The organism is Nonomuraea sp. B5E05 (assembly GCF_039880665.1).
Lineage (GTDB): Bacteria > Actinomycetota > Actinomycetes > Streptosporangiales > Streptosporangiaceae > Nonomuraea.
In genome coordinates this window covers 647,693-663,868 of sequence record NZ_JBDPMJ010000001.1, presented here as the reverse complement: position 1 = coordinate 663,868, position 16,176 = coordinate 647,693, and the positions used below count along the sequence as shown (strand labels likewise).

Here is a 16,176-nt window from a genome sequence, read left to right as displayed (position 1 = left end):
CGAGGATAGACGGCGGCACCGACAATCGCGCGCCGCCCCGGTCCGCCGACGCGTCAGCGGTTCGGGAGGTGGATCGCCGGTTCGGGGCGGTGGATGCCTCGGGGGCGGTAGCCGAGGGCGCCGGAGAGGCCCAGGTGGTCGGCGAGCAGCCAGATGATGGCGAGCCACATCTCCGTGCCCTGGAGGCCGGGTACGCGGGCCGCGCCGGTGCCGCCGGTGAGGGCGAAGCTGAGCCCCGCGCCGTCCTGCCAGCCGCCCAGCGCGCGGCGCAGGTGGCGCCGGGCCCACGCCTCGCCCTCCTCGCGGCGGTGCGCCGTCTGCCTGCCCGCCAGCCACAGCGGGTGGATGACGTCGAGCACGTTGCAGGCGTTGCCGGTGTCGCCGTGGAAGTAGCGGGGGTCGCGGGCATGGGCGAGCACGGTGTCGACGGCCCGCTCCGGGTAGGGCAGCGGCAATCCGAACTGCGCGTACGTTCCCCTCGTGAGCCGGTAGAAGCCGTTGACCACCATCAGCCAGCCGGCGTCGGAGTCCGGTTCGCCCCACATGCCGTGGCCCTGCCGGCAGCGGGTGAGCAGCCAGCCGTACAGGGTCTCGAGGTCGCCGCGCAGGCCGAAGCCGGCGAGGTTGCGGTAGAGGCCGGTGCCGACGGCGTCCACCACCGAGCCCGACGTCCAGGCCTCGCGGTCCCAGTCGAGGGCGTCGAGCGCGGCGGTCAGGTCCTTGCCGGCGAGGTCGTGTACGGCGTGGACGGGGTGCCGGAAGCCGGTGCCGAGCAGGTCGAGCGCGTAGCCGGCGCAGAGCACGTGGTACGCCGTGACACCCTCCAGCTCCGGCCCGCCGCCGCCCGGCTCCCCCGCCCGTTCCGGCGAGCCGGGCGCGCCGATCTCCGAGATCAGGCCGGTGGCGGGGTCCTGGCGGTCGCGCAGGAAGGCGACGATCTCCTCGCGCGCCGGCACCAGGGGCGGGCCGCCCAGGAGCAGGTCAGCGATCTCCACGGCGTCACACCAGGCGCGTACGGTGGGCGGGGCGCCCGGGCGGTCGACGTACCGCTCGCCCGTCCAGCAGCGGGCCAGCACCGCCTCGGCCTGGTCCCTGGCGCGGTCGGCGAAGGCGGCGAGCAGCCCTTCCAGGTCGGCCCCTGGCCGTGACCCCGTGCGGCGGTCGCGGATGGGGCGGGCCGGGTTGCCGGCGACCATGGCCCAGGCGGGCACGTCCTTGGTGACGACCGCGCCCGCGCCGACGACGGCGTGGTCGCCGATGGTGACCCCGTCGAGGACGACGACGTTGGAGCCGATCCACACGTCGTCGCCGATGGTGATGCCCTTCGAGCTGATCGGCTGGCGGAACACCGGCCGGTCGGGCTCGACGCCGTGGTTGAAGCCGAGCAGGGACGTGTGGGCGCCCACGCGTACGGCGTCGCCGAGCACGACGCGGCCCCGCGCCACGGCGTACGGGTTGAGCGTGCAGTCGTCACCCATGACGAGGGTGTCGGTGACGTAGGCATGCGCGGCGATGTAGCTGTGGTCGCCCATGCGCAGGCTGTCGGCGTGCACGGCCGCCAGCGGCGAGACGAAGACCTTCTCCGCGGCCTCCACGGCGATCCTGGCGCGCAGCCCGGCCAGGTGGCCCTCCTGGGCGCGGCGGTCCTCGTCGGTGGCGTGGTCCCAGTACAGCCACGGGCAGAAGTCGAACGTCGACGTCATCGGTAACTCCTTCGCGGGGGCTCCGGGGAGGACAGGGTCATCGACCAGGTGTAGCGGCGGACCGGCAACCGGTACCGCTCGGGCAGCGCGGGGCCGCAGGAGGCGCTGCCGAGGCCCTGCTGGCCGTGGTCCAGGTTCAGCCAGACCCGGCCGGAGTCCGCCAGGTCGTGCGGGTGGAGCGCCGCGGCCAGCGCCTCGCCGGTCCACCGGCGGGCGGTGAAGTCGAGGTGCGGCTCGCCGTCCACGCGCACCGTCGGCAGGCCGTCGCCCGACAGCTCCAGCCAGCGGGTCCCGACGTGGTTGCCGTTCTCCTGCGGGAAGAGGTATGGGGTCTGCAGGTCGTCGACCGGCCGGGCGAAGCGGCCGACGCGGACGGCGGCCAGGCTGTCGGCGTACGACTCGCCGGGGCCGCGGCCGAACCACGCGACGTCGGTGTAGCCGCCGGGGAGGGCGAACCTGGCGCCCATGCGCGGCGGGGTGACGTTGAGGTGGCCGTAGGCGGTGTCGTGCCAGTCGCCGACGGGGTCGGCCTCGATCGTCAGGTGGAGCGCGCCGTGTCGCCATCGCCAGGTGTACGTGGTGCGGAAGCCCAGGGTTCGGGTGGCCGGGCCGCTGCGGCCGCGCACCACGAGCGTGCGGTCGTCCGGGCGTTCGACGCTCGCGGTGCGGTGCAGGAACCGGTCGAGGCCGACGGCCTCCCAGTCGGCGGCGAGCGCGTTTCTGGGGCCCTGGCCGCGGTCGTTCTCGGTGGGTGCCCGCCACACGTCCAGCACCGGCCCGTCGAGCTCGGCGTCCCCCAGGCCGATCAGCCGCCCTGTCCTGGCGTCGAACGCCGCCGCGCCCAGGGCCACCGCCCCGGCCGCGGAGGGAGAAACGCTCGCGGGCCGGGCAGGGTGCGGGCGGCGGTGGGAGGCGGTGCCGAGCCGGGCCTGGGTCCAGGCGACGACGTGGCCGGCGGGCGCCCAGCGGGCGGGGGCGGCCAGCGACGCCTCGACGGTGAGCCAGGTCTCGCCCTCCGCCGCCACCTCCACGGCGGGAAGCGGTACGCGCACCGTCCCGCGGGCCGGACAGTGCGGCACGGTGAGCCTCCCGCTGTCCCAGGGCTCGCCGTCCACCTCCGTGGACCAGCGGAACGACAGGTGGGCGAGGTCGATCAGGTCGTGCTTGTTGGTGACGGCCACCTCGCCCGAGACCGTCTCCACCGCGATCCCCACGGGCGCGATGGCCGCGTGCAGCTCGGCCAGGCCCGGCGAGGGCGCGCGGTCGGGGAACAGCAGCCCGTCCAGGCAGTAGCGGCCGCCGTTCGGCTGGTAGTCGATGTCGCCGCCGTGCCGGTGGAAGGGGCGGCCGTGCTCGTCGGTCCCGGCCAGCCCGTGGTCGATCCACTCCCACACGAACGCGCCGCAGAACCGCTCGTACGACTCCAGGATCGCCTGGTAGTCCGCCAGCGAGCCGGGCCCGTTGCCCATGGCGTGGGCGTACTCGCACAGCAGGAACGGCATTCCGCGCCGCCGCACGTCGTCGGGCGACTCCGCGCTCACCCCCTCCGGCGTCTCCTCCTTGCGCTGCCCGATGCGCTCCAGGTCGTCCAGCGACGGGTACATCAGGCTGTAGAAGTCGGAGTGGCGGTAGCTGGGGTCGCGTTCGTAGTGCAGGGGCCTGGTCGGGTCGCGCTCGCGGATCCAGCGTTCGATGTCGCCGAACGCCGCCCCGCTCCCGCTCTCGTTGCCGAGCGACCAGACGACCACGCTGGGATGGTTCTTGTCGCGCTCGACCATCCGCCGGGCGCGGTCGAGCAGGGCGTCGCGCCACATCGGCTCGGCGGGCGGGTTGCCCTCCCAGCCGGAGTAGATGAAGCCGTGCGTCTCGATGTCGCACTCGTCGACGACCCACAGGCCGTACTCGTCGCACAGCCGCAGGAACTCGGGGTGCGGGGGGTAGTGGGCGGTGCGGACGGCGTTGACGTTGTGCCGCTTCATCAGCTCGACGTCGCGGATCATGGTGGCGCGGTCGAGCGAGCGGCCGCGTACGGGGTCGTGCTCGTGCCGGTTGACGCCGCGGAAGAGGACCGGCCTGCCGTTGACGAGCAGCCGGCCGCCGGTGATCTCGACGGTCCTGAAGCCGACGGGCAGGTCGATCGTCTCGCCGGCGGCGCGGAGGGTGCCGCGGTAGAGGCGGGGGTGTTCGGCGCTCCACGGCTCGACGTGCGCGACCGTGACCTCCTCGCCCGTGGGCACGGCGATGCCGAGCTCGGGGATCTCGACCAGGCCCGGGGCGTCGGCGGTGACCAGGAGCGCGCCGGAGCCGGTGGCGGCGTCGTAGGAGGCCCGGACGGTGAGGTCGTCGATGCCTCCCTCGGGTCTGGCCAGCAGCTCCACGTCGCGGAAGATGCCGGGCAGCCACCACATGTCCTGGTCTTCCAGGTAGCTGCCGGACGACCAGCGCTGCACGCGTACGGCGAGCAGGTTGCCGCCGGCCCGCACGAGCCCCGTGACGTCGAACTCGAACGGCAGCCTGCTGCCCTTGGAGTGCCCGAGAAGTTCGCCGTTGAGCCACACCGTGCCGCAGGAGTCGACGCCCTGGAAGCGCAGCACGGTCCGGCCGCCGGGCCAGTCCGGGGGCAGGTCGAAGCGGAGCCGGTAGTCGCCGGTCGGGTTGTCGTCGGGCAGGTGGGGCGGGTCGATGGGGAACGGGTAGGCGGTGTTGGTGTAGAGGGGCCGGTCGTGCCCTTCAAGCACCCAGTGCGACGGCACCCTGATCGTGTGCCAGCCGCCGTCGTCGAGCGCCGGGTCGGGCAGCGCGGGCCCCGTTCCGGCGGCGGTGCCCGACAGGCGGAAGCGCCACAGGCCGTTGAGCGACAGGCGCGGCGCGTCGGAGACGAAGTCCGCGCGCGCCGCCCGCCGCCCGGAACCGGGCCCGGGGTCCTCGTGGAAGTCGACCATCCGAACGTCCCTCCGTGAGACAAAACGTTTTAAGCCTATACGCGGCGTTCCGCCGACACCATCCCTCTCTCGCCTCCGGCGATCCGCCGCCCGGGCACGGGCCGTAGGAAACGGGACAGCAACGAAGCATCCTGAGGGCATTGACATGAGGGCGTGAATAAATATATCATCCAGTAAATCGTTTTAAGATTGTCATTGGTCCGTCACGACCTCGGGGAGCTCATGACTCCACCGCCCCCCACCCGCGGCCCCGGCATCCGATTCGGCACGGCGTACTATCCCGAATACCTCCGCGCCCCCGACCCCAAGCGCGACCTCGACCTGATGACCCAGGCGAAGATCGACACCATCCGCGTCGGCGAATCCGTCTGGTCCACCTGGGAGCCCCGCGACGGCGAGTTCGACCTCGACTGGCTGACGCCGGTCCTGGACGCGGCGCACGAGCGCGGCATCGGCGTGCTGCTGGGCACCCCGACGTACGCCGTCCCGCCCTGGCTGCAGCGCAAGCACCCCGAGCTGGCCATCGTGCGCGCCGGCGGGGCCCGCGTCCCGTGGGGCGCGCGCCAGGAGGTCGACTTCACCTCGCCGGCCTTCCTGCGCCACGCCGAGCGCGTCATCCGCGCCGTCGTCGGCCGGCACGGCGGCCACCCCGCCGTGATCGGGATCCAGCTCGACAACGAGCCGGGGCTGCACCTCATCCACAACGAGCCGGTGTTCGAGCGGTTCACGGCCTGGCTCGCCGAACGGTACGGCGACGTCGGACGGCTGAACGAGGAATGGGGGCTGGCGTACTGGTCGCACCGCCTGGGCGACTGGGCCGAGCTCTGGCGCCCCGACGGCAACACCACCCCTTCGTACGACCTCGCGTGGCGGCGCTTCCAGGCCGAGCTCACCACCCGGTTCATCGCCTGGCAGGCCGATCTCGTGCGCGAGCTGGTGCCCGGCGACCGCGCGCTCACCACGTGCCTGGCCTACCAGCGGCCGGCCCTGGACGACGTACGGCTGTCCGAGCACCTGACCGTCACCAGCGGGAACGCCTACTACCTGGCGCAGGACGCGCTGACCCGCGACGCCGAGGACCGGCCCGCCGAGATCGGCTGGTTCGCCGCCGGGCCCGACGCGCTGTTCCAGGCGGCCGACCGCATGTACGGCTCCAAGCAGCGCCGCTACTGGGTGACCGAGACGAACGCCGCGTCGATCGCCGGATCCCAGCTCAACGTCGCGCCCTACGACGGCCAGCTCCGCCAGGCGGCCTGGGCGCTGGTCGCGCGCGGCGCGGAGATGATCTCGTACTGGCACTGGAACACGCTGCACGACGGCGCCGAGACGTACTGGGGCGGCATCCTCGGGCACGCCATGACGCCGGGCCGGATCTACGACGAGATCGCGGCGCTGGGCGCGGAGCTCGACCGGGCGGGCGACGACCTCGACGGGCTCACCCCCGACGCCGACGCCGGGTTCGTCTGCTCCCCCGACGACAAGTGGGCGCTGGCGTTCCAGCCGCCCCTCACGCTCGACGGGCGCGACCCCGACCGCGACTCCTACGAGCGGATCGTCGCGGCGTTCTACCAGGGGGCGAGCGACGCGGGGCTGCAGGCGGGGTTCGTGACGCCCGAGCAGTTCGGGGCCCGGCGCTTCCCCGTCGTGGTGGCACCCGCCCTCTACTGCCTGTCCGCCGCGACGGCGGAAGCGCTGACCGCATACGTGCGCGACGGCGGGCACCTGGTGCTGACCTTCCGCACCGGGTACGCGGACGAGGAGGCGCGGGCGCGGGCCGAGGTGGCGCCTGGGCCGCTGCGCGAGCTGGCCGGGGTGCGCTACCTGGAGTACTCGACGTTGCTCGGCCCCGTCCCCGTGCGCGGGCTCGGGGAGCAGGGGGTGGCCCGCCACTGGGCGGACGCGCTGGAGCTGGAGGGGGCCGAGGAGCTGGCCCGTTACGAGCACCACCACTTCGGCCGCTGGCCCGCCGTCACCGAGCACCGCGCCGGGCGCGGCACGGTGACCTACGTCGGCACCCTGCCCGGGAGGGAGCTGGCGGCGGCGGTGTTCCGGCGCATCGCCGCCCGGGTCAGCGCGGGGTCGGCCCCCGCCCTCGTCTCCGCCGGCGCGCAGCCGCAGGTCACCGTGCGCTCCGCGGTCAACGCGCGCGGCCGGCGGTTGTGGTTCGCGCACAACTGGTCGGACCGCGAGCGCGCGGTGACGGTGACCCGGCCGGCCGTCGAGGTCACCGGCCGGCGGCAGCCGGTGGAACCGGGCCCGCTCCGGCTGGCCCCCTTCGACATAAGGGTGATCACGTGAGCGGTTTCCGGCCGGACTGGCAGTCGTTGCGCCGGCACAGCGTGCCCGCGTGGTTCGGTGAGGCGAAGTTCGGCATCTGGTCGCACTGGGGCCCGCAGTCCGTGGCCCGCTCCGGCGACTGGTACGCCCGCCACCTCTACGGCATGCAACCCTGGTCGGAGCCGTGGGAGCGCGAGCGCGCCGGGCGCCAGCACGCCCACCACCGCGCCCACTTCGGTGCGGGCGGCGCCAAGGAGCTGTTCCACCGGTGGCGCGCCGAGCGCTTCGACCCGGACGAGCTGATCGACCTGTACGTCTCCAGCGGCGCCCGCTACTTCGTCGCCCTGGCCACCCACTGCGACAACTTCGACCTGTGGGACTCCCGGCAGCACGACTGGACCGCCGCCCGCGTCGGCCCCCGCCGCGACATCGTCGGCGCGTGGGAGCGGGCGGCCCGCGCCGCCGGGCTGCCCTTCGGCCTCAGCTTCCACCACAACTGGACGTGGCGCTGGCTCGACGTGGCGCACGGCCGCGACCCCGAGACGGGCGAGCCGTACGACGGGGCGCTGACCAGGGCCGACGGTGCCGGCACCTGGTGGGACGGCCTCGATCCCGCGACCCTCTACCCGCAGCGGCACGACCCGGGAGCCCGGCCGCCCGCGCACGTCGCCGAGCGCTTCTACGCCCGGGTCGGCGAGGCGCTCGACCGCTACCGTCCCGACCTGGTCTATCTCGACGACGGCCGGCTGCCGTTCGACGCGGGCAGCGTGGTGGAGTCGGAGCCGGTCAGCACGGCCGGGCTGGAGCTGCTGGCCCGCTACTACAACACGTGCCCGACCGGCGGCATCGTGACGATCAAGGACGTGCCGGACGCCGACCGCACCGCGGTGGTCATGGACTGCGAGCGCCGCCAGCTCGACGAGGCCCAGCCCCACCCGTGGCAGTTCGACACCAGCGACGGCGAGTGGTTCGACTGCGCCGACGACGGCCCGATGTTCCATCCGCGCAAGACCCCGCAGCAGATCATCCACACGCTGATCGACGTGGTCAGCAAGAACGGCTGCCTGCTGCTGAACATCCCCCAGCACGCCGACGGCACCGTCGACGCCCGCGCCCGCGCGCTGCTGGCCGAGGTGGGCGGCTGGCTGCGGGTCTGCGGCGAGGGCGTCTACGGCACCACGCCCTGGCTGCGCGCGAGCGAGGGCACGACGGGACTGGGCGAGGTCAAGGGCTACGAGGGTTACAACGAGGCCGAGCGCGCGTACCGGCCGGGCGACATCCGCTTCACCCGCAAGGGCGAGGCCGTGTACGCCACCCTGCTCGCCTGGCCGGACGACCGCACGGCCAGGATCACCAGCCTGGGCACCTCGGCGGGGCTGCTGGAGCGCCGTCCCGCCGCCGTGGAACTGCTCGGCCACGGCCCCGTCGGCTGGCGGCTGGCCCCCGACGCTCTCCACGCCGACCTGCCGCCGGAGCCGCCCACCACGGCCGCGTACATGATCAAAGTCACCTGAGGAGCCTGTCTTGGTGAGCAACCTGCGAACGTGCGACCTGACCGACCCTCTCGGCATCGAGATCACCCGGCCGCCGCTGAGCTGGCAGCTGACCGGCGGCCTCGCGCAGACCGGCTACCACGTGCAGGCGGGCACCGCGGAGGGAGCGGCCGACCTGTGGGACACCGGCGAGGTCGAGTCCGCCGGGCAGCGCGTGACGTACGGCGGCGCCGAGCCGCCGAGCCGGACCGTCGTGCACTGGCGGGTGCGGGTCCGCGACGCCGGCGGCGCGTGGTCCGCGTGGAGCCCCGGCGCGCGGTTCGAGACGGGGCTGCTCGGCGCGGACGACTGGACGGCCTCCTGGATCACCCACCCCGGCTGGCACGACCCGGGCAACCCGCGCGCCGGCGAGGGGCTCCCGCTGCCGCTGCTGGCCGGCGAGTTCACCGTGGCGGGGCCGGTCGCGCGGGCCCGGCTGCACGTCGCGGGGCTCGGCGTCTACGTGGCGTCGGTGAACGGCCGGCCGGTGACGGACGCCGTGCTGGAGCCGGCGTACACCGACTTCACCCGGCGGGTGGCGTACGCGACGCACGACGTGACGGCGCTGCTGCGCGAGGGCGCGAACGCGGTCGGGATCGCGCTGGGCCCCGGCATCGCGCACGTGTACCCGCACCAGGACCGCTACATGAAGTTCTACGGCTCCAAGGGCGCGCCGAAGGCGATCGCGCAGCTGGAGGTGGCCTACGCCGACGGGTCGTCGCGCACGTTCGGCACCGGGCCTGACTGGCTGGCCACCGAGGGGCCGACCACGCGCTCGCACTGGTTCGGCGGCGAGGACCACGACGCCCGCCTGGCCGTCGCCGGGTGGGACACGCCGGGCACCGACCGCTCGGACTGGCGGCCGGTGACCGTGCCGGACGAGCCGGGCGTCTCGCTGCGCGCGCGGGCCTGCCCGCCCATCCGGGTCACGGAGACGCTGCCCGCCGTGGAGAAGCTGGTCGCCAAGGACGGCACGGCGGTGTTCGACGTCGGCACGGTCGTCGCCGGCTGGGCCGAGCTCCGGCTCGACCTCCCGGCCGGGCGCTACCTGCGGCTGCTGCCCGGCGACCAGATCGACGACTTCGGCCGCGTGATCCAGTCGAAGCCCACGACGGGCGCGCCGATCTTCAACACGTACGTCACCAAGGACGGCCCGCAGACCTGGCACCCGAGCTTCCGCTATGACGGCTTCCGCTACGTCGAGGTGCAGGGCCTGCCCGAGCACGTCGGCGCCGAGGCGGTGGCGGCGCTGGTGCTGCGCGCGGACAACACGCCCACCGGGGTGTTCGAGACGTCCGACCCGCTGGTCAACGACATTCACCGGATCATCGACCGCGCGGTGCGGGGCAACATGTACAGCGTCCTGACCGACTGCCCGCACCGGGAGAAGCTGGGCTGGCTGGAGCAGACCCACCTGCTCTTCGACGTCGTGGCCTACAACTACGACGTGGCCGCCTACCATCGCGAGCTGCTGGTCACGATGGCCGAGGCGCAGACCGGCGACGGGCTGGTGCCGGACATCGCGCCCGAGTACGTCGTGTTCGACGGCCCGTTCAGGGACGACCCCAACTGGGGCGGCGCGATCGTGCGCGTGCCGTGGCAGCTCTACCGCTGGTACGGCGACACGTCGGCGATGGAGCGCCACTACGACGCGATGCGCCGCTACGTGGACTATCTCACCGGGCGGTCGGAGGACGGCATCCTCGGCCACGGGCTCGGCGACTGGCTCGCCCCCGACTCCGGCACACCCGTGCCGCTGGTGTCGACGTGGGGCTACTGGCAGGCCGCCCGTACGATGGCGCGCGCCGCCGGCGTGCTCGGCCGCGACGACGACGCCGCACGTTACGGCGCGCTGGCGGAGGGGATCGCGGCGGCGTTCACCCGTGCCTTCTCCGGCGGGTTCGGCAAGGCCACCCAGGCGTCGGAGGTCCTGGCGCTCGACATGGGCGTCGTGCCAGGCGACCTCGTCCCCCAGATGCTCGACCAGGTGAGCGAGGCCGTGCGGGGCGGCGGCATCACGGTCGGCGAGGTCGTGCTGCCCGCGCTGTTCCGGGTGTTGTCCCGGGCGGGACGGCACGACGCGCTGTGGGAGTTCGCCGTCTCCACGAGCAACCCGAGCTACGGCTACCAGGTCAGGCACGGCGCCACGGCGCTCACCGAGGCGTGGGACGGTCCGACGCGCGGGCTGTCGCAGAACCACTACATGCTCGGCGCGATCGACTCCTGGTTCTACCGGGGGCTCGGCGGCATCGGGCAGGCGCCCGGCTCGAACGGCTTCCGCCGGCTGCTGATCGAGCCGGCCGCGCCCGGCGACCTGAAGGCGGTGCGGGCGGCCACCGCGACGCCCTACGGGAGGGTCGCGGTGTCGTGGGAGCGGCACGACGGCGGGTTCGCGCTCGACGTGGAGGTCCCGCCCGGCTCGTCGGCCGAGGTGCGGCTGCCGGACCTCGGCCTGCCCCGGCACGCCGCCCCCGGCGGTGCCGTCGCGCTCGGCGGCCGCGCCTACGAGGTGCCCGCAGGACGCTGGACGTTCGGGGCGAGCCGGTGAGCGGGCCGATGAGCGGGCCAGTGAACGAGACGGCGAACGAGGCGGTGAACGCGTACGACCCGGCGCGCGTCAGGACGCCGGACAAGGCCGGCCGGCTGCTGGTCGAGCCGTCGCGCGAGCCCGGCCGCTTCGACAGCCTCTTCGTGGACTGCCCGTTCGTGTGCTCCGACGGCGGCGAATACCTGATGACGTACGTCGGCTTCGACGGGACCGGCTACCAGACCGCGCTGAGCCGCTCACCGGACCTGGAGTCGTGGAGCCCCGGCGAGGTGATCCTGCCGCGCGACCCCGCGCACCCCCACCGGCGTCAAAACGCGGCGCTCACGTCGATCGTGCGCGACAACCGGCTGGGCTCCGCCGGCCAGGTGACCTGGCTGGACGGCCGGGCGCTCGCCACCTACCACGCCTACCCGGAGGCCGGCATGGAGGTGGGCGCCGGCGTCATCGGCTTCCTGGAAAGCGACGACCTGCGGACCTGGAAGGACACCGGCGCGGTGCTGCGTCCCCAGGACGGCGGCCCCTGGGAGCGCGGCGGCCTGTACAAGTCGTGGCTGCTGCGCCACGACGGCCTCTACTACTGCTTCTACAACGCCAAGAACCGCACCTACGGCGGCTGGCGTGAGCAGATCGGCTACGCCGTCTCCCCCGACCTCGACCGCTGGGAGCGGCCCGGTTCCGAGCCGGTCGTGCCGCACGGCGGCGAGGGAGCCTTCGACGAACGGTTCGCCTCCGACCCGTGCGTGCTGCGCGACGGCGACTGGTGGGTGATGTTCTACTTCGGGCTCTCCTTCGACGGGCACGCCCGCGAGAGCTACGCGGTCTCCCGCGACCTGCGCACCTGGCACAAGAGCGGCGAGATCCTCGTCGACGTGGGCCCGCCCGGGTCGGTGGACGAGACGTACGCGCACAAACCCGCCGTCGTCTCGCGGGACGGACGGCCGTACCACTTCTACACGGCGGCGCGGCGCTGCGAGCCGTACCAGGTCGGCGAGCACACCCAGGCGGAGCGGCGGGGCATCTCGATGGCCCGCGGCTGAAGAACCCTTAGCGCAGACGGAGGATTTCGATGGACCAGTTACGCAGAAGGTTGCTGGCCGGAGCCGTGGGCGGCGTGCTGGCCGCCGGGGTGGCCGGCCGTGCGGACGCCGCCCTGGCCACCAGCACCGACCCCGCCGCGGCGGCGTGGAGCCGGGTGCCACGGATCAGGCGGCGCATCAAGCCGCCGCGCTTCCCCAGCCGCACCTTCCCGATCACCGACCACGGGGCCGCCGGTGACGGGGACACCATGTGCACCCAGGCCTTCCGTGACGCGATCGCGGCCTGCTCGGCGGCGGGCGGCGGGCGTGTGCTGGTGCCGGCGGGCACGTACCTGACGGGCGCGATCCACCTGGCCGACGACGTCGATCTGCACCTGGAGGCGGGGGCGACGATCAGGTTCAGCCGCGACCCCGCCGACTACCTGCCCGTCGTGCACACCCGGTACGAGGGCATCGAGCTGATGAACTACTCCCCGTTCATCTACGCCCACGGCAGGACCAACGTCGCGATCACCGGCGACGGCGTCATCGACGGCCAGGCCGACGCCGAGCACTGGTGGGACTGGTCGAGCGACCCGCCCCCCACGGAGGGCCCGGACAAGAAGCTGCTCGCGAGCATGGCCGAGGAGGGCGTGCCGGTCGCGGAGCGGGTGTTCGGAGAGGGCCACCACCTGCGGCCGAACCTGATCCAGCTCTACCGGTGCCGCAACGTGCTCATCGAGGGCGTCACCGTCAAGGACTCCCCCATGTGGAACATCCACCCGGTCCTGTGCACGAACGTGACCGTCCGCGGGGTCACCGTGGACAGCCCGCACGGCCCGAACAACGACGGCTGCGACCCCGAGTCCTGCGTGGACGTGCTCATCGAGCGGTGCGAGTTCAACACGGGCGACGACTGCGTGGCGATCAAGGCGGGCAAGAACGCCGACGGCCGCCGGGTGGACGCGCCGTCCACGAACGTGCTCGTGGACTCGTGCGTGATGCGCGACGGCAACGGCGGGGTGACCATCGGCAGCGAGACCACCGGCGGGGTGAGCTGGGTGTTCGCGTGGAACTGCACGATGAGCAGCGCCCGCCTGGAGCGGGCGGTGCGCATCAAGACCAACCCCGAGCGCGGCGGGTACGTCAGGGACGTCTACGTCAAGGACATCACCGTGGGGCAGGCGGCCGACGCGGTCATCGAGGTGGCGCTCAACTACGAGAACAAGCACACCGGCCCCTACTTCCCCGACGTCGGCCGGATCGACATCCGGCGGCTGCGGGCCGGGCGGGCGCCCAGGGCGTTCGCCCTCATCGGCAACCCGGGCAACCCGATCAGGGGCTTGCGGGTGTCGAACAGCGTGTTCGAGGAGATGGCGGAGGACGACGTGGTGACCGACGTGACGGGCCTGGTACTGCGCAACGTGTGGGTCAACGGCCGGCGCGTCTAGGCGACGGGCCTCATGAGCGGGGCGCGGCCCTGCTCATGAGGCCCGCGGCCGAGGAGCAGCACGCCGAGCCAGATGAGCGCCATGCCCACCGCCACCAGCGCCGAGTCGCGGCCCGTCTGGAACGTCGCCACCGCCATCACGGCCACCCCGACGACGGTGACGCCGGCGCCCACGGGGGTGACCCGGCGCAGCGCGGCCAGGATGAGGGCCAGCGCCACGAGGGCGGCGTAGAACAGCTGCGCGCCCGCCGAGTAGACCAGCACCTCGACCCCGGGATAGCCCTTCACCCGCTCGAAGACCGCCCGCATGGCCGCTTCGTCCACGGCGGTGAAGCCCGCGTACAGGTCGATGGTGAGCTGGACGACGTTGGCGGCGACGCCGAGCAGGGCAGCCGCCACGGCCGCGTCCACCGCCGCGCGCCGCCCGCCCGTCACGGGCCCGGCCACGCCGCGCAGCGCCGGCACCATGACGCCGAACATCGCGAAGCCGGCCAGCCAGACCGCGTGGGCGGCCGTCCACCAGGGGCCTGGCACGAGATCGCCGTCGATGGGACGCATGAGGAGCCAGCCGCCGAGCAGGGCGGCCGGCCCGGCGGTGAAGGACGCCTGGGCCAGGCGGTTCGCAGGGTTCATGGGAATCACGATGCCCTTTCGCGCCTGCCCGGCCCATCAGTGATCGTCCCTGATTTCACCCTGGCCCGTCCTCGGGGGCGGGCTCAGGTGAAGTAGCGCAGCCAGACGTACAGCCAGGCCATCGCCGTGCTGAGGACGGTGACGACGATCCCGTACCGGGTGAACCGCCAAAAGCTGATCTTGTGTCCGGTGCGGGCGGCGATGCCGATGGCGACCACGTTGGCGCTGGCGGCGACCGCGGTGCCGTTGCCGCCGAAGTCGGCGCCCAGGGCGAACGCCCACCACAGAGCCTGGCCGGTCTGCGGGTCGGGCACCTGCGCGACGACGCCCTCCACGATGGGGGCCATCGTGGCGACGTACGGGATGTTGTCGAAGAAGGCGCCCAGCGCGCTGGAGCCGAACAGCAGGGACGTGGCGGCGAGGAAGTAGTTGTCGCCCAGCACGTCCACGGCCCAGGTGCCGATCGCCTCGATCACGCCGGTGTGGCCCAGGCCCGCGACCATGACGAACAGGCCCATGAAGAACACCAGCGTGGGCCACTCGACCTCGCGCAGCGTGTCGTGCACGTTCGAGCGGGACACCAGCAGCATCACCCCGGCGCCCACCAGGGCGACGATCGACGGCTCGATGTGCACCACGGCGTGCAGCCCGAACGCGACGACGACGCCGGCGAGCACGGCCAGGCACCGGACGAGCAGCCGCGGGTCGGTGATGGCCCGCCGCTCCTGCAGCGCCATCACCTCGGCGACGTGCTCCTCGTGGTACTCGAACGAGTTGCGGAACAGCACCCGGGTGAACAGCACGAACACCACGAAGATGATCACCACGATGGGTGCCATGTGCATGATGAAGTCGTTGAAGGTCAGGCCGGCGCGGCTGCCGATGATGATGTTGGGCGGGTCGCCGATGAGCGTCGCCGCGCCGCCGATGTTGGAGGCGAGGACCTCGGCGATGAGGTACGGCTGCGCGGGGATGTGCAGCCGGTCGCACACCACCACGGTGACCGGCGCGACCAGCATGATGGTGGTGACGTTGTCCAGGAAGGGCGAGGCCACCGCGGTGATGACCATCAGCATGACCATCAGCCGGTAGGGCCGGCCGCGCGATCGTTTGGCGGCCCAGATCGCGAGATAGTCGAAGAGCCCCGTCTGCTTGATGATCCCGACGATGACCATCATGCCGAACAGCAGGAAGATGACGTTCCAGTCGATGCCCTCGTGTTCGGAAAAGAACACCCCGGCGCCGGGGATGAGGCCGGTCACGGCCATCAGCCCGGCGGCGATGAGCACCACCTTGACCTTGTCGACCTTCTCGGTGGCGATGAAGAAGAACGCCACCGTGAAGATCCCGAGCGCGAAGAAGGCGCTCATCCGTCATGCCCTGGCGGCACGGCCTGGTCGCAGGCGGATGGTGCGGGCGCGGGACATGACGGCGTCAAGGGTTGCCGGCGGAACATGGTGATGGCCTCCGAAGGGAGCACGGAAAACGAGGCGGACAAAAGCGGGCACGAGAAGGGGCAACGGAAAGGTGAGCACGCGGCAGCGGGACGTGGCCGGTGGCACACGCCCGAGGGGGGAGCGGTTCGGTCGGTTCGGGCGGTCAGTGGTCCGGGTCGGAGAGCGCGAGGCTGGTGAGCAGCCGTTCCAGGGTGATGGCCCCGGTGAGCGTGCCGTCGGAGGCGACGACCGCGATGATCGGGCTGCGCAGCCTGGCCATGAGGGCGGCCATCTCGAGCAGCGTCGCGTCCTGTGGCACGGTCGCGGGGACGGCTGGTCGCACCGGCAGGCAGTCACCCACCGTGAGGTCTCCCAGCTCGCCCCAGAACAGGTCGGCGTGGGCCTCGTCCACCGTCCGGCAGAGCGCGGGGTCCTCCTGGTACGCGCCCGGCACCGCGAGCCGCAGAACCTGCGTGCCGGGAAGCACGCTCCAGGGACGGCCCGCGTCGTCGATGACGATCAGGCCGGGCATCCGCCCCAACGCCATGAGCCGCACGGCTTTCGTCACCGGGTCGCGGACCGTGACGGTCGGCAGGTTCACGGCGATGGTTCTGGCGCGCATGGCATCTTCCGGTTCGG

10 protein-coding genes are annotated in these 16,176 nt (G+C 72.9%); 5 read left to right on the top strand and 5 right to left on the bottom strand.

Going from position 1 to position 16,176, the window contains the following annotated elements:
* Positions 1–53: 53 nt before the first annotated feature.
* Together ABGB01_RS03040 and ABGB01_RS03035 are read right to left on the bottom strand one after the other, a co-directional pair.
* Complete coding sequence (locus ABGB01_RS03040; RefSeq protein ID WP_347769995.1) at positions 54–1,703, bottom strand: acyltransferase; 1,650 nt, start codon at positions 1,701–1,703, stop codon at positions 54–56.
* On the bottom strand, positions 1,700–4,645 hold the full coding sequence (locus tag ABGB01_RS03035) for a glycoside hydrolase family 2 TIM barrel-domain containing protein (RefSeq protein WP_347769993.1): 2,946 nt from the start codon (positions 4,643–4,645) through the stop codon (positions 1,700–1,702). The genes ABGB01_RS03040 and ABGB01_RS03035 overlap by 4 nt, the downstream gene beginning before the upstream one ends.
* Before the next feature lie 222 nt (positions 4,646–4,867).
* Between ABGB01_RS03035 and ABGB01_RS03030 the strand changes: the two genes are divergently transcribed.
* The 5 genes from ABGB01_RS03030 to ABGB01_RS03010 are packed head-to-tail and all read left to right on the top strand — an operon-like array spanning position 4,868 to position 13,469.
* Positions 4,868–6,943, top strand: a complete 2,076-nt coding sequence (locus tag ABGB01_RS03030; protein ID WP_347769991.1) for a beta-galactosidase — start codon at positions 4,868–4,870, stop codon at positions 6,941–6,943.
* A complete protein-coding gene (locus tag ABGB01_RS03025; protein WP_347769989.1) occupies positions 6,940–8,436 on the top strand; it encodes an alpha-L-fucosidase in 1,497 nt (498 codons plus the stop codon). The genes ABGB01_RS03030 and ABGB01_RS03025 overlap by 4 nt, the downstream gene beginning before the upstream one ends.
* Positions 8,437–8,449: 13 nt before the next feature.
* Positions 8,450–11,002, top strand: a complete 2,553-nt coding sequence (locus tag ABGB01_RS03020) for a family 78 glycoside hydrolase catalytic domain (protein ID WP_347769987.1) — start codon at positions 8,450–8,452, stop codon at positions 11,000–11,002.
* Positions 11,003–11,010: 8 nt separating this feature from the next.
* Complete coding sequence (locus ABGB01_RS03015; protein WP_347769985.1) at positions 11,011–12,039, top strand: family 43 glycosylhydrolase; 1,029 nt, start codon at positions 11,011–11,013, stop codon at positions 12,037–12,039.
* A 29-nt stretch (positions 12,040–12,068) separates the two neighbouring features.
* A complete protein-coding gene (locus ABGB01_RS03010) occupies positions 12,069–13,469 on the top strand; it encodes a glycoside hydrolase family 28 protein (protein ID WP_347769983.1) in 1,401 nt (466 codons plus the stop codon).
* On the opposite strand, the gene ABGB01_RS03005 is transcribed toward ABGB01_RS03010, so the two are convergent.
* From ABGB01_RS03005 to ABGB01_RS02995, 3 genes are all read right to left on the bottom strand, one after another.
* Positions 13,466–14,101: a hypothetical protein gene (locus ABGB01_RS03005; protein ID WP_347769981.1), complete on the bottom strand. Its 636-nt coding sequence runs from the start codon at positions 14,099–14,101 to the stop codon at positions 13,466–13,468. The two genes, ABGB01_RS03010 and ABGB01_RS03005, sit on opposite strands and share 4 nt — an antisense overlap.
* Positions 14,102–14,184: 83 nt before the next feature.
* The gene (locus ABGB01_RS03000; RefSeq protein ID WP_347769979.1) at positions 14,185–15,471 is read right to left on the bottom strand and encodes an ArsB/NhaD family transporter; all 1,287 of its coding nucleotides are present in this window, start codon (positions 15,469–15,471) and stop codon (positions 14,185–14,187) included.
* A gap of 229 nt (positions 15,472–15,700) precedes the next feature.
* Positions 15,701–16,159 carry a CBS domain-containing protein gene (locus ABGB01_RS02995; protein ID WP_347769977.1) on the bottom strand — a complete coding sequence of 153 codons (459 nt, stop codon included), beginning with the start codon at positions 16,157–16,159 and terminating at the stop codon, positions 15,701–15,703.
* Positions 16,160–16,176 lie beyond the last annotated feature (17 nt).